15 protein-coding genes and 3 pseudogenes are annotated in these 14,240 nt (G+C 34.2%); 6 read left to right on the forward strand and 12 right to left on the reverse strand.

Annotated features, from left to right (window positions below; genetic code table 11):
* Positions 1 to 16 precede the first annotated feature (16 nt).
* The 9 genes and pseudogenes from AC3IS5_RS11555 to AC3IS5_RS11595 form a co-directional block, all read right to left on the reverse strand.
* A complete protein-coding gene (locus tag AC3IS5_RS11555) occupies positions 17 to 895 on the reverse strand; it encodes a carbohydrate ABC transporter permease (protein WP_053415230.1) in 879 nt (292 codons plus the stop codon).
* A gap of 12 nt (positions 896 to 907) precedes the next feature.
* Entirely contained in the window at positions 908 to 1,909 is a 1,002-nt protein-coding gene (locus tag AC3IS5_RS11560) for an ABC transporter permease (protein ID WP_489424551.1), read from the reverse strand.
* A gap of 27 nt (positions 1,910 to 1,936) precedes the next feature.
* Positions 1,937 to 3,088: a Gfo/Idh/MocA family protein gene (locus tag AC3IS5_RS11565; RefSeq protein ID WP_489424552.1), complete on the reverse strand. Its 1,152-nt coding sequence runs from the start codon at positions 3,086 to 3,088 to the stop codon at positions 1,937 to 1,939.
* 103 nt (positions 3,089 to 3,191) lie between these two features.
* Positions 3,192 to 4,214, reverse strand: coding sequence for a LacI family DNA-binding transcriptional regulator (locus AC3IS5_RS11570; protein ID WP_489424553.1), 1,023 nt, complete (start codon positions 4,212 to 4,214; stop codon positions 3,192 to 3,194).
* A 582-nt stretch (positions 4,215 to 4,796) separates the two neighbouring features.
* Complete coding sequence (locus AC3IS5_RS11575; protein ID WP_489427870.1) at positions 4,797 to 6,413, reverse strand: extracellular solute-binding protein; 1,617 nt, start codon at positions 6,411 to 6,413, stop codon at positions 4,797 to 4,799.
* Positions 6,410 to 6,638 (reverse strand): annotated as a pseudogene (locus AC3IS5_RS11580) (hypothetical protein); the annotation flags it as partial. The pseudogene AC3IS5_RS11580 and the gene AC3IS5_RS11575, both read right to left, overlap by 4 nt.
* Before the next feature lie 40 nt (positions 6,639 to 6,678).
* Positions 6,679 to 7,077, reverse strand: a pseudogene (locus tag AC3IS5_RS11585) (substrate-binding domain-containing protein); the annotation flags it as partial.
* 31 nt (positions 7,078 to 7,108) lie between these two features.
* Positions 7,109 to 7,432: a LacI family DNA-binding transcriptional regulator gene (locus AC3IS5_RS11590; RefSeq protein WP_489424554.1), complete on the reverse strand. Its 324-nt coding sequence runs from the start codon at positions 7,430 to 7,432 to the stop codon at positions 7,109 to 7,111.
* Positions 7,433 to 7,888: 456 nt separating this feature from the next.
* Complete coding sequence (locus tag AC3IS5_RS11595) at positions 7,889 to 8,191, reverse strand: hypothetical protein (RefSeq protein WP_489424555.1); 303 nt, start codon at positions 8,189 to 8,191, stop codon at positions 7,889 to 7,891.
* A gap of 156 nt (positions 8,192 to 8,347) precedes the next feature.
* Between AC3IS5_RS11595 and AC3IS5_RS11600 the strand changes: the two genes are divergently transcribed.
* Positions 8,348 to 8,626 carry a hypothetical protein gene (locus AC3IS5_RS11600; RefSeq protein WP_489424556.1) on the forward strand — a complete coding sequence of 93 codons (279 nt, stop codon included), beginning with the start codon at positions 8,348 to 8,350 and terminating at the stop codon, positions 8,624 to 8,626.
* A gap of 408 nt (positions 8,627 to 9,034) precedes the next feature.
* Positions 9,035 to 9,256, forward strand: a complete 222-nt coding sequence (locus AC3IS5_RS11605; RefSeq protein ID WP_489424557.1) for a hypothetical protein — start codon at positions 9,035 to 9,037, stop codon at positions 9,254 to 9,256.
* A 214-nt stretch (positions 9,257 to 9,470) separates the two neighbouring features.
* Here AC3IS5_RS11605 and AC3IS5_RS11610 read toward each other — a convergent pair whose 3' ends face one another.
* Both AC3IS5_RS11610 and AC3IS5_RS11615 read right to left on the reverse strand, forming a co-directional pair.
* Complete coding sequence (locus AC3IS5_RS11610) at positions 9,471 to 9,836, reverse strand: YhjD family protein (protein WP_489424558.1); 366 nt, start codon at positions 9,834 to 9,836, stop codon at positions 9,471 to 9,473.
* On the reverse strand, positions 9,833 to 10,057 hold the full coding sequence (locus AC3IS5_RS11615) for a transcriptional regulator (protein ID WP_489424559.1): 225 nt from the start codon (positions 10,055 to 10,057) through the stop codon (positions 9,833 to 9,835). The genes AC3IS5_RS11610 and AC3IS5_RS11615 overlap by 4 nt, the downstream gene beginning before the upstream one ends.
* A 266-nt stretch (positions 10,058 to 10,323) precedes the next feature.
* Here AC3IS5_RS11615 and AC3IS5_RS11620 point away from each other — a divergent pair, with 266 nt between their 5' ends.
* Positions 10,324 to 10,860 (forward strand): GNAT family N-acetyltransferase, encoded by a 537-nt coding sequence (locus AC3IS5_RS11620; protein ID WP_489424560.1) that lies wholly within the window; start codon positions 10,324 to 10,326, stop codon positions 10,858 to 10,860.
* 144 nt (positions 10,861 to 11,004) lie between these two features.
* A pseudogene (locus AC3IS5_RS11625) lies at positions 11,005 to 11,175 on the forward strand (IS1595 family transposase); the annotation flags it as partial.
* Between the two features lie 57 nt (positions 11,176 to 11,232).
* Here AC3IS5_RS11625 and AC3IS5_RS11630 read toward each other — a convergent pair.
* Positions 11,233 to 11,403, reverse strand: a complete 171-nt coding sequence (locus AC3IS5_RS11630) for a hypothetical protein (RefSeq protein WP_489424561.1) — start codon at positions 11,401 to 11,403, stop codon at positions 11,233 to 11,235.
* A 657-nt stretch (positions 11,404 to 12,060) separates the two neighbouring features.
* Between AC3IS5_RS11630 and AC3IS5_RS11635 the strand changes: the two genes are divergently transcribed.
* Together AC3IS5_RS11635 and AC3IS5_RS11640 are read left to right on the forward strand one after the other, a co-directional pair.
* Positions 12,061 to 12,639 (forward strand): TetR/AcrR family transcriptional regulator, encoded by a 579-nt coding sequence (locus AC3IS5_RS11635; protein WP_489427871.1) that lies wholly within the window; start codon positions 12,061 to 12,063, stop codon positions 12,637 to 12,639.
* 114 nt (positions 12,640 to 12,753) lie between these two features.
* Positions 12,754 to 14,121, forward strand: a complete 1,368-nt coding sequence (locus AC3IS5_RS11640) for a DHA2 family efflux MFS transporter permease subunit (protein WP_489427872.1) — start codon at positions 12,754 to 12,756, stop codon at positions 14,119 to 14,121.
* Positions 14,122 to 14,240: the final 119 nt, after the last annotated feature.

A 14,240-nucleotide genomic window follows, 5' to 3' on the forward strand; every position in this document is an offset into this window, starting at 1 on the left:
ATATCTCTTTTCTTTGCTACCCCTTAAGTGAGCCGATCATAACCCCTTTTACAAAATATCGTTGTAAAAACGGATAAAGCATAAGCATCGGCAAGTTTGCCACTATCAGTACTGCATATTTCAATCCTTCGACACTTAGTTGTTGAGCTAAAAAGCTTTCAGAAGTTGCTTTAATCATGTCATCAGTTTGACCTTGAATCAGTATTTGTCGAAGAATCAATTGAAGTGGGAACTTATCTTGATCTTGCAAATAAATCAATGCTTGGAAGTATGAATTCCAATGGCCTACTGAATAGAAAAGTACCATTACTGCAATTACAGGAAATGATAATGGTAGGACAATACTCCAAAGAATTTTGAAATTCCCTGCACCATCAATCATTGCCGACTCCTCTAACTCATGAGGAATAGACTGGAAGAACGTACGCATTATGATAATATTCCAAACTGCAACAGCATTCGGAATGATCATAACCCAAAACGTATTTAACATTCCTAAATCACGAATAAGTAAATATGTTGGGATAAGCCCCCCACTAAAGAACATTGTGAAAACGATAAATGCCATTATGAATCCGCGTCCCTTTAAATCTCTGCGTGACAACGGATATGCAGCTAGAATGGTCATGATAACATTTAAGATAGTACCAAATACTGTATATTTCAACGTGTTCACAAAACCGTTAATAATATCCTCGTTCTTGAATACCTTTTCATATGCATCTAATGTAAATTCTTTAGGCCATAACCACAGCTCACCTGATAAAACATACTGTGGGTTACTAAGAGATGCACTGAGAACAAAAACCAACGGATAGATTACTAGTAAAGCGACAATTGCAAGAAATACAATGTTGAATATATTAAACGCGCGATCTGTTTTCGTTTCTCTCAATTTAGTCACCCCTTACCATAGACTTGTCTCATTCACTTTTTTCGCAATTTGATTTACCATGATGAGCATGATGAAGTTTATGAGCGAGTTGAACAGTCCAACTGCAGCTGAGAAACTATATTGAGCTTCCAAGATACCACTTCGGTATACGAAAGTTGAGATAACATCAGACGTCGACATATTTAAATCATTTTGCATAAGAAATACTTTTTCAAATCCAACAGCCATAACTGAACCTGCATTCAAAATGAATAGAATAACAATTGTAGGCATAATTGCTGGAATGTTAATATGAATAATTCGTTGGAATTTTGATGCACCATCAATCATTGCAGCTTCATGTTGTGCAGGATCCACCGCAGCAAGTGCAGCAATATAAATGATTGAGCTCCACCCCATTGTTTGCCACACATCAGAAATTACAAACAAAGATTTAAACCAACCTGGCTCTGTTATAAAATCAATTGAATTGCCTCCAAATAACATAATCACTTGATTGACAAGACCATCCGATTTCAAGAACAATAGAAGCATCCCAACGACAACAACCGTTGATAAGAAATGCGGTGCATATATTACTGTCTGAACAAATTTCTTATATCGTAAGCTTTTCACTTCATTTAACATTAGAGCTAGAATGATAGGAACTGGGAATGAAACTAATAGCGTGAATATTCCAATTCCTAATGTGTTTTTAATAAGTCTCCAGAAATAGTAACTATCAAAGAATCTCTCAAAGTGTTTAAATCCTACCCAAGGACTCCCCGTAATCCCTTTTGTCGCGATAAAATCTTTAAATGCGATCTGCAGACCATAAAGAGGAAAGTAATGAAATATAACAAAGTATAAAATAACAGGTGTAAGTAATAGATAAAGCTCCCAGTTTTTCTTGAATGATTTTTTCCATTCACTTCGAGCACTTTTCTTCACTTTCGGTCTATTTTTTAATGGCTTCTTTATTTCACTTTTCTCTATTTCATCTACATAACCTACACCTTCATCCAGTTTAGTCATGGTCACACCCCTTTTCTTACAAACTTATTAACTGTGTACGATAGTAGATTCTTGAGAAATGTTAACTACTTTACCACCCGAACGGATAGATTCAGTAGCTGCACATCCAACTGCTACGCTCATTCTTCCAGCAAATGGAGTTGTAAGTGGTTGTTTATTGCGTAAGATTAATTCAACAAAATCTTGTGCAATTTTCGGATCTGCACCGCCATGACTTCCTTCTTCTGGTTTCATTTCGTATGTTACATTACTAAACTCTTTCACAGTGTTAGTTTTACGTGTTTTTAAGTATATTTTGTCGTTCACATCATCGTTCTCTATACGACCTTCTGTACCGATGAATGTATAGTTACGGTTATAATCTGGTGTAAAGTGACATTGCAGATACGATGCCTTAATGCCGCCTTCAAGTTCCATAATAAGCATATTGTTGTCTTCCACATCGATTTCTTCTCGGAAAGCACATTCCGTAAATGTATGAGGAACATATTCAGGACATGTATTCTTTAAATCACACTCAGGACATGTTAAAGTGTTTGGCTTGTCCCCTCCGTAGTAATCAAGTGAACCAAATGCCGAAACTTTTGTCGCATATTTACCTGAAATCCAATGGATAACATCAAGATCATGCGAACCTTTTTGTAATAGAAGAGAAGTTGTATTTTTTGAATTCCCGTGCCAATCGTGGTAGTAGAAATAGCCACCAAATCCTACGAAGTGACGAACCCAAATAGTTTTCAATTCGCCGATAGCACCTGAGTCAATAATGTCTTTCATAGTTTGGTACATACTCATATAACGCATGTTGAACCCAACCATTAAATGCTTTCCCGATTTTTTCCAAGCTTCAATAATTCGGTCACAACCTTCGACCGTAATAGCAAGTGGTTTTTCAGAATACACATGTTTTCCAGCTTCAAGAGCGGCAATTACATGTTCTTCATGTAAATAATCTGGAGACAATACTGCAATTGCATCGATATCATCACGAGTCAATAATTCTTTGTAGTCTTTTGTTAAAAATAACGGTGAGCCGATTTTTTCTTGAAACTTATCTAATCGTTCTTGAGATAAATCAGCAAGTGCAACAACCTCTGATTCACCATCTGGTTTGTGCCAATACTGAGCAAGCCCACCACGTAAACCTGCACCAATGACACCAATTCTTACTTTTTTCATTTTTACACCTCATCTATTTTTGAATTATTTAAACAACGGGGAATATTTCCTGATTTATGGAAAACGTTTTCCCAAAGAGTTTTAAAAATTAATTTACGATTTGTTATGTAGACTGGCGAACTAATAATTCGAATGGTAATAAGGTTTTTAATACCATATTCGGATTATCTTCAATTTGACTCATTAACGTTCTTGCTGCTATTACACCCATTTCGTATTGTGGAACTGATATTGTTGTTAACGCAGGAACAATGTATTGTGCCATTTCGTTATTATCAATTCCTATGAATGCAATATCACCTGGAATATTAAGTCCAAGTTCATGAGCAGCCCGCATTGCTGCAATTGCTAGTAAATCACCTGCACAAAAAATTGCGGTTGGACGGTTATTTTTTGTCTCACTCAATATTTTTTTTGCTGCCAGATAGCTTTGTTCCATGCACCAATCAGAATTAATGATCCAGTGCTTTTCAATTGCTAATTCAAAATCATTCATTGCCTTTTTAAAGCCTTTGTAACGTTTTTCATTCGTCATTTCAATTCCAATTCCACCGCCGATGAAACCAATTTTTTCATGACCTCTTGTAATTAAATGTTCAACAGCTTGATACGCAGCTTCTTCCCTATCATAATCCACAGTAGAAATTGCATGATCACTATAGTTAAAGTCAACACCAACGACTGGAATCAGCTCCTGAATTTCAATGAGTTTTTCTTCGTCAACCTCATCAATCAGTAATACACCATCTACTTCTTTTTCTCGGATTATTTGATGAAAAAGTACATCATCTTCTAAGTCTTCATTGCTTATCAACAATAAAGTATAGCCCGCATCATTTAATGTTTCGTTAATGCCTGAATAAATTTTAGAAAAGTAAGGGTTAGTCTCCGCTAAACGTGGGCTTGCGAGCCATGCGATCCTCTTTGTACGTTTCTTCTCTTGCGATGAAGATGATACAAGTTGTCTTGCATATTCATTTGGTATATAACCTAGCTCTTTAACTGCCTTCCAAATTTTCTTCTTCGTATCAGGGTTCACATTCCGTGTCGGATCATTTTTTATAACGCGTGAAACTGTTGTAATTGAAACACCAACATGTTCTGCTATATCTTTTAACCTAACCATTTTATGTACCTCATTCCCTTGCAACCGTTTTCAATTCCTATTATTATACAACATATTTTATAGTAGTATAGGAAATTTTTTACTCACTCTACATTAGGTCAACAGGTTGTAGGTACAAGTTAAATTAAAAAATATCCGAAATATCAATACCTTTTCTATATTCTGAAAATTGGTACTAAATACAATATATATTCCGTAATATTAATTGTCAATATATTTTTTTATTTACTTTATTAACATAATTTATCATTAAACCCGTCTTTAAATTCCAGGGTTGTTTAATGTTAAAACAAAATTAATCTAGTGCTATCAGCGTATTCATGCGTTTTACCAATACTTATTCTTCAGATGTAATCATTATTGGGATCTCATGAATATTGTAGATCTTTAAGTATTCTCTTTTTTTAAATTCTATGATCAAATTTCAATAATATGTAAATTCATAGATCTAAGTCAATATCTTGGACACAAAAAAGTTAAGTCAGGCTGTTGCTCGACAGCCCCTGAAAATCCTTCTAACAGGAATGCTCCCTTAAAGGGTAAAACTCATACAAGGAGAACCTTGTATGAGCAATTTTAAATTTACTTTTCACTTTTAGTGCGATCATATGCTCCTTGAGCAATTTTAAGATAATCTTGTAATCCCATTTTATCAAGAGTCTTCTTGTAGTCATCCCACTTGCTGAAGTCTTGTTTACCAGTAATAAATCCTGCAGTCATTTCATCAATATATGTCTGTACATCTGTTATAATCGCACTAACTTCATCATTTTCATCAAGAGTATAATTCAATCCAGGAATGATGACTTCGTCTTTGATAACATATGGTTTTGCTTTTTTTGCATTTTGTAAAGAAGCTTCTGTTCCTTCAGCACCTTGGAAGTATTTTTGTTTAACAATTCCAGGATAATATCCTCCTGGCCACATTAAGTAGTCACTGATTGCCTGGTCCATACTTTTCCCATCAGGATTATCTGTAATTGTATCTAAATACTTGAAGTTACCTTCCTTATCTTCCTCATAAGTTACGCCTTCGAAGCCCATAAAGAACATCTTGGAACCCTCATCACTATAGAAGTGGTCCATCCAGCGAACCATTGCTTCAGGGTTTTTCGCCTTATCCGTTAGTACGAACATGCCCAAGTTTCCAAGCCCATTTGTAACTGCGTTGTAAGATCGCTCACCAGTAGGACCTTCAAGAACTGGTACACCTACATATCCATCAAGTTTATATAATGTTTTTGGGTCAACGTCGTCTAACATCCCAACATTACCTTTAGACGCTTCTGCAGCAAACACTTGTGGTTCAGTTGTGAACACATCTTTGTTAATCAAACCTTCTGTATACAGCTTATTTAAATACTTTAGTATTTCTTTGTATTCATCGGTAGCTGGAACAAAGCGGAATTCTTCAGTACCTTCTTTAAAGTCAAGATTCAAGTTCATAGTCCCTTGCTTGTTTAGACCAAATGACCCGCGTAAATAATTGATGAATGGTTTAATAGTATATCCGCTGCCATATCCAATTTCATCCGCTTTTCCATTACCATTTGGGTCTTTCTCTTTAAATGCTTTCAATACTGTATACAATTCATCTGTAGTTTCTGGCTCTTTTAATCCTAATTTTTTCAACCAATCCTCTCTAATCCAAGGTGTTCCTGCATGTAGAGATTCAAATTTCGGGTCATAGAATGCAGGGAAGCCGTAAATATTGCCATCTGCCATTGTAACACCTTGTTTTACTGATGGATACTCTTCCATAATTTTCTTGAAGTTTGGTGCATATTCATCAATATAGTCGTTTAATGGTAGAAAAACACCTTGTTTTCCGTATTTAACTAAATCTGTTTTAGGAAAAGCTGAAGCAAAGAATAGTTCTGGATAATCTCCAGCTGCAAGCAATAAATTTCTTTTCTCAGGTAATGCTTCAACTTGTACTGTTGTCCAGTTCACTTCAATATTTGACTTTTTCGCGTACTCATCCCAAAGCATCAGTTTGTTCCAATCTTGTGATGCAAAGAATTTTGTTCCAAAGCCTTCAACTTCGATTTTCTCTTTTACTATGGGCATTCCTGTTTTATTAACATCGTCCGCTTTTTCGCTTTTTCCAGTAGACCCTTCATCACTAGAACAAGCACCTAAAATACTAGATGTTAGTAATAGACTTGTTACAATACCAGCAAAATATCTCTTCTTCAATACAATCTCCCCCTCGTATATCTGTTTTCTTTGTGACCCCTTAAGTGAGCCAATATAACCCCTTTTACAAAATATCGTTGTAAAAACGGATAAAGCATAAGCATTGGCAAGTTTGCTACAATCAGTACTGCAGTATGAATTCCAATGGCCTACTGAATAGAAAAGTATCATTACTGCAATTACAGGAAATGATAATGGTAGGACAATACTCCAAAGAATTTGCAGCCCGCATTGCTGCTATTGTAAGTAAATCACCTGCACAAAAAATTGCGGTTGGACGGTTATTTTTTGTCTCACTCAATATTTTTTTTGCTGCCAGATAGCTTTGTTCCATGCACCTATCAGAATTAATGATCCAGTGCTTTTCAATTGCTAATTCAAAATCATTCATTGCCTTTTTAAAGCCTTTGAAACGTTTTTCTTTCGTCATTTCAATTCCAATTCCACCGCCGATGAAACCAATTTTTTCATGACCTCTTGTAATTAAATGTTCAACAGCTTTATACGCAGCCTCTTCCCTATCATAATCCACAGTAGAAATTGCATGATCACTATAGTTAAAGTCAACACCAACGACTGGAATCAACTCCTGAATTTCAGTGAGTTTTTCTTCGTCAACCTCATCAATTAGTAATACACCATCTACTTCTTTTTCTCGGATTATTTGATGAAAAAGTACATCATCTTTTAAGTCTTCATTGTATCAACAATAATGTATAGCCCGCTTCATTTAATGTTTTGTTAATGCCTGAATAAATTTTAGAAAAGTGCGGGTTAGTCTCCGCTAAACGCGAGCTTGCGAGCCATGCAATCCTCTTTGTACGTTTCTTCTCTTGCGATGAAGATGATACAAGTTGTCTTGCATATCCATTTGGTATATAACCTAGCTCTTTAACTGCCTTCCAAATTTTCTTCTTCGTATCAAGGTTCACATTCCGTGAAGGATCATTTTTTATAACGCGTGAAACTGTTGTAATTGAAACACCAACATGTTCTGCTATTTCTTTTAATCTAACCATTTTATGTACCTCACCCCCTTGCAACCGTTTACAATTCCTATTATTTTACAACAGATTTTATAGTATTATAGGAATTTTTTTGCCAGATTTATACTAGGTGAACAGGTTGTAGGAACAAGTTGAATTAAAAAAATATCGAAAATACCTAATTTTTTTGTATTCTGAAAATTTGTACTGAATACAATATATATCCATGGATATTAATTGTCAATTTATTTTTTTATTTACTTTATTAACATAATTAACCATTAATTAAGTCTTTAAATTCTGTGGTTGTTAAATGTTAAAACAAAATTAAACTATTACCATCAACGTATTCATGCGTTTTAACAATACTTATTCTTCAATAGAAGAAACTCATTTCATTATGATTTAATCATTCTATTTACATGAAATATAAAAAGGATATCATTGTGTCAACGCAAAACAAAAAGCACCCATTAGGATGCTTCAGTTTTAGAACGAATTATTTTCTATCCAAACACCATTTTTATCTGCTGGATCAAAAGACGAAACTATTTGTAATTTTGCATTCATTATCGCTATTTTTTCAGAAGGAAAATTTGATACATATGCAATATATGGTTCTGCATGCTTACTGCTATGATAGTAATGGCTGTTTGCAAATTTAAAATATCCATGAGCATCTTTAGTAATTCTTATTTGAATCTTCTGATCACCAATTTTAACGATAAATTGACTAACAACTTCTTCGACACTCTCAAATGCTTCATCTTCTAAATAATCTATATCTAACATGATATTCGCCTCCCACACTAATTATAAGTTGTAGAAGACTCCGAGTCTGTGATGTAAATCACAACACTAAACTTACAATACTGATAATCCCTCATAAAAAAATACATGAAGCATAAAATAGTTATGATATGACATTGATTACTGGAGGCTAATAGTTTGAAGGGAAATAATAAAAGCTTAGGACAAGATAATGGAAATGACTTATCACTTCAGGCCGCTGAGCTACTCGTTCTTGGGGTAGCAATAACTACACTCGGTGAGACAATATCCACAATTTCAGCATTTCTTGCATTAGAGACAGAACGACAAGAAAAAAAGAATGCGAAAAAGGATAAGGAAGATAATAAAAATAGGCAAAAACAGATTGATTTTTTAACCACTGAACTAGAAAAACTAAAGAATCAAGTTAATAAACAGAGACCTTTTAAAAAATAGTATGAAAAACACTTCTGTGTAAATTTTGAACGAATAAAATTTTTTCATTTTTTTACAACGTGCTTTGCAAATTCTATTATTGAGTATAAGTAAATTATTGCGGAACTTTCCCCCGAATTCTTGTACTTTTCATAATCTTTCAGATGATAAACTTGATAAACTGCACCTCTCCTTGTTCATCCATACTAATTTGAAATTTCTCAACCTCAGCTTCTTCAATTGCTTTCTTTCACTTGCAAACAAATAGAACCTATTGCATTCTCTTTTGTTTCTTCGACTTCAAAGGTCTGTTACATTTAGTACATAGCTCCATAGCAAACCTCCAATTCATCCATTTTATAAAATCCTAAAACGTACAGGCACCTATTAACTCAAAAAACATATACTGTGCAAAAAGGATTGATAATTATGCCTTGGCATTATAAAATTGGTTACTTAATAGGACAACCAGTTGGAATCTCATTCACAAATGGTCAAGGGACTTCAGGTGTTCTGTGTGGTGTATCAGGCGGACAACTTCTTGTTACTGAATACCTATATCAAGCACAATTCGCCCTCAAACAATATGACTTACACATGATCCACGATATCAATGGATTTCCATCTTGTCATAACCAGCAGTTATATTAACAAAGCATCCATATAGGGTGTTTTTTGTTTATAATTGAATATAGTAGGCATGGTGCCGAAAAATTAATTTACGTCCTCAAATAAACGAACATTCAATAAGTATTAGTTAGACAATTTCTTTTACCACAGTAAAAAAGCACCCGAAGGATGCCGAATTTTACTCTGTAATTAGAGTTGTTACCTTTATTATTACATTTCGGCAGAGTTAAGTAACTTAAGTAAGTTGCCCTCTATATTCCAATCCAAGTCTTTTCTTTACTTCTTCATTTACTTGATTTCTTAAAGCTACTTTAGAGTAACGTAATTCCTTGTCATTTCCTCGAGTCTTAACAGTATAAGCGACGAAATATTCGTCAATCTCCTTTGTACCTTCCAATACCTTCATGCCATGCATACCCAATGTTCGGCTCACATCTCTTAGATCTCTCGTTAAATTTTTTAATTCCCGATCTATCCACGCTTTAAAAGCAAAATTTGTTTTCAACGAATCCATATGTTTTTTATCACGCTCTAAAGTGCGTAGTGTAAGCTCTAATATGATTGCATTATGAATATGAATTTGTGGGTCTTGATGAATCATACAACTACATTCTCTTTTCGAATTATTACTGGACTAGTAGCAAGAACATTTTCTATGTTGAAAGTTCTTTTTGCATGTTTTACAAAGCAATAAGCTTGGAAAATTCCATCGGTCATTTTAATGATTTTCACACGCCTTTTAGTTATTTCTCCACCTTTCGACATATACATTAAATCAATAATTTGATTGCGCTGCATGGCTTTGATTAGCTTCTCTTTCACTATATTCACTCCTTTTTCATTAGTATACAGAACATTTGTTCTCATTTCAAATAAAAAAATAACCAATTAGCTTTTAATCACTAACTGGTAAGACTATGTTTAATTTGTAATTATTTAAAAAAACAGACTATTGTAGTAAAATGGGATAGATTATTAACAAAGTTTTTTTAACAAAATACATATTAATTGTAACAGGTGAAGAATTAGGCTATCACGATGAAACAATCATTTAAATAAAACAAGAGTTATAAAAAGGTGGATAAATGATGATATATCAAAAGGATAATAGTGTTCTTATTCGTTCAATGATGAAAAGCGATGTAGAAAAGTTTGTCACTGCGTTCGCAGAGCAAAATTGGGAGAAACCGTCTGAATTATTCAACGACTATTTCAATCAGCAGGAGAAGAATGAAAGGTCTGTAATAATTGCTGAAGTAAACAATGAAGTTGCTGGATACGTTACATTACTCCCGAAAACTGAAGTTGGTCCTTTTGCATTTAAAAACATACCGGAAATCGTTGACCTAAATGCACTTATTAAATTTCAGAATAAAGGTATCGGCAACAAAATGATGGATGTAGCAGAGAGACTTGCCAAGGATAAAACCGACTTTGTTTCGCTAGCAGTTGGATTGCATTATGGATATGGTTCTGCTCAACGAATGTATATAAAACGAGGTTATATTCCTGATGGTTCCGGCGTTTGGTATAAGGGTGAACAATTAGAACAATATGCAAAATGTGAAAATGATGATGATTTAGTTCTGTATTTCCTTAAAGATTTTAAAGTAATTAATTATTGAATATTCTAACTAATGACCTTTTGTCTTTTTGAAACTAAACAAGGCGGAGACGCAATAGTGAACTCAGATGGTAGTCAAGGGCTGTTTGTGCAAGTATTCCACGATAGCATCCGAATTGCGGGACGTGAATTTGCGAACAAGCGGATGGAACGTTTCCAGGGAGTTGCAACAAAATATCTTGATAACTACCTTTACTGGTTCAGATGGCTTGAACTTGGTAAAAACTTAGCATTTGAAAATCGAGTTGAGCAATTGCTTATTTCAGCGTGTCAAAAATCGAATTATATAACTGTAAATATGCTAAGAAGTGCCTAATAAAAGACCTCAAAAAAAGAGGTCAAATATTAGTATTTGAGAAAATAATCAAATATTTCATTTTAATTTTTCAGGATTCTTAATTTTTATTGACGCTACTTCTCCACAATCCAAGCAAACGGTATAAACTTTCTCTGAACCAATAGCCATTTTTCTATCTAAAGGTCGAAGATTTATATAATCTGTTGCTTGAACAAATGAATTTCCATCACAATACTTACAATTCATTTATGTTCACCCCCTTTAACTATTTTATAACAAAATTTGTAATCTTAAAAACATTTAAGACAGTATCAAATATGCTTTTTAATCTAAAAACAACAATCTTTTAGAAAACAGCCTTAACTTAAGAAGAAAATGAAAAAGGGTCTTATAATTTTATTAAAAGTCAAGTATTTTTTTATAAAGCTCTATAACTAAATAATTCAATACAATGTCACACATTATATAGAGTTAAAATGAAAGGATAGATTAACAGGGGGATTACCTGCTTACATCTATCCTTTTCAGATTGATGTTGAAAGACAAAAAAGTTGGGAACTAAAAACTCGATCCATTAGCTGTGGGTCGAGTTTTTTATCACACTAAAAAATTTAAAAGGGTTCCGCCTAATAATTGTGAAATATGTTAATATAATCACAAATGATTTATGAAGCAGTAGCAATTACTTTGTTGATTCAGATGTATATAAAAATGATTTTATCTATTATGTGGTCACGACAGATTTAAGTTGTTTACAACGCTAAGAAAAGAATAGTTACCAAACGATGGTTTGGGAACTTACTAAAATATTATACAAGCACCAATGCTAAAAATGTTTGACATTGAGAAACCATTACATTATCTTATATGTAGACCGATCACTATAATTTGGAGGTGGATAGCATATCGAATAAAAACCAATCACGGGAAAAAATTTTAAAGGCAGCGACACGATTATTTCATTTAAAGGGCTACCATGCAACGGGATTAAATCAAATTTTACAAGAAAGTGGTGCCCCAAAAGGCTCTTTATATTATCACTTCCCCAATGGAAAGGAGCAGTTAGCCGCTGAAGCCATCCAATTATCTGGAAAGATAATTGCAGCCGATATCCAGATACGTTTAAACGCTTTTGATGATCCGATTAAAGCATTTCAACATAAAATTCAAATGCTTGCTGAACAATTTAATCAATTCGAAAAGCTAGCCGAAATCCCTACTGTACCACTAGGCTTGCTCGCAGCTGAAACAGCACTTGTAAATGAAAATTTACGTCAAATTTGCGAAGAAACCTTTGGAATGTGGGAAAAATTATACATTGAAAAATTAATGGCTAGTGGCTATTCAGAAGAGCAAGCACATTTAATTGGTACTTCGATGAACGCACTCATTGATGGTGGTGTGACACTTTGTTTGACGAAAAAATCTAGCGAACCCTTACTACAGATTCAAAAGATGATTCCTTTATTGCTTGCCAAGTAATTAAAGGAATTTCTTTTCAATCTAAATTATATAGACCGGTCTAAAAAGTGTTTTGCAGAAAGGAAGTTAATTTTGACATCTACACAAATCGTACAAGTCCGTAATCCCAAAGCTATGGCTTTTGCACTCATGTTTGGGGCTTTTATTGGGTTGTTTAGTGAAACAGCCTTAAATATGGCACTCACAAATATTATGACCGACTTTTCTATTTCAGCAGCCACAGCACAGTGGCTGACTACGGGTTATTTATTAATGCTAGGCATTCTTGTGCCTGTATCATCTCTTTTAATTCAATGGTTTACAACGAAACAATTAGTCGTTACCTCTTTGTGCTTTTCAATTATAGGTACGATTTTAGCTGCTTTAGCGCCTAGCTTTTTCGTCTTATTAATAGGACGTTTAGTTCAAGCAGTAGGGACAGCGATTTTATTACCTTTAATGATGAATGTTATTTTGCTTATTTTCCCGATTCATAAACGCGGGTCTGTCATGGGGGTAATGGGACTTGTAATTACAACAGCTCCTGCGATTGGACCTGCCCTATCTGGTTTAATTGTCGACACGTTGGGTTGGTCGTTTATCTTCTGGATTAGCCTTGTGTTTTATGTGGGATTAATTGTATTTGGGCTTAAACTAATTGATAATGTATCACAAATTACGAAACCTGCCATTGATATCATATCAATTATTTTTTCTACACTTGGTTTTGGTGGGTTAATTTATAGTTTAAGTACTGTTGCAGAAAAATCATTAACTTCTACACTAGTATATATTCCATTTATGATAGGATTCATTGCTCTTGTTTTATTTATCATCCGTCAATTTAAGATGAAACAACCAATGATCAATTTACGTGTGTTTAAATATCCCATGTTTACATTAGGAGCGTTGTTATTATTTATTGGAATGTTTCTTATTTTATCAACAGCTATTTTATTGCCACTATATTTGAAAGGTTCTTTACTGGTTAGTGCAGCAATAGCAGGACTTATTCTTTTACCAGGAAGTGCTATGAATGCAATGTTGTCTCCGGTGATAGGCAAATTATTTGATCAGTTTGGCGCGAAGGCACTTTTACCACTGGGTTTTTTTCTAACAGTAATCTCAAGTGTTCTTTTTGTCCTGACGATTTCTATTGAAACACCCGTTTGGCAAATAGTCGTTTCATTCACGATTTTATTTATTGGAATTTCGATGATTATTATGCCCGCGCAAACAAATGGTTTAAATCAATTACCTCGTGAATTATACGCAGATGGTGCAGCTGTCATGAATACCTTACAACAAATTGCAGGTGCAACAGGGACAGCATTGGCGATTACATTAATGGTTAATGGGCAAAATAGATTTCTGGAAAGTTTCCCAGGATCTACAACGGCTGAATTATTGGCTGCTGGTACAAAGCACGCTTTCTTTTTCATAACATCATTCGCTGTGATAGGTTTTATCGCATCACTATTTATAAAACGCGTTCGCGTATAACAGAATCCCAAATCAAAGCTTGGTAACATTTCAAACAGCGACAAACACTGATTTAACAGTGCTTGTCGCTGTTTTTTATAGAAAATAACGCTCTGAGACGCTGCGAAAAATAATTTTAA

The organism is Viridibacillus sp. KH_047, from assembly GCF_057838945.1.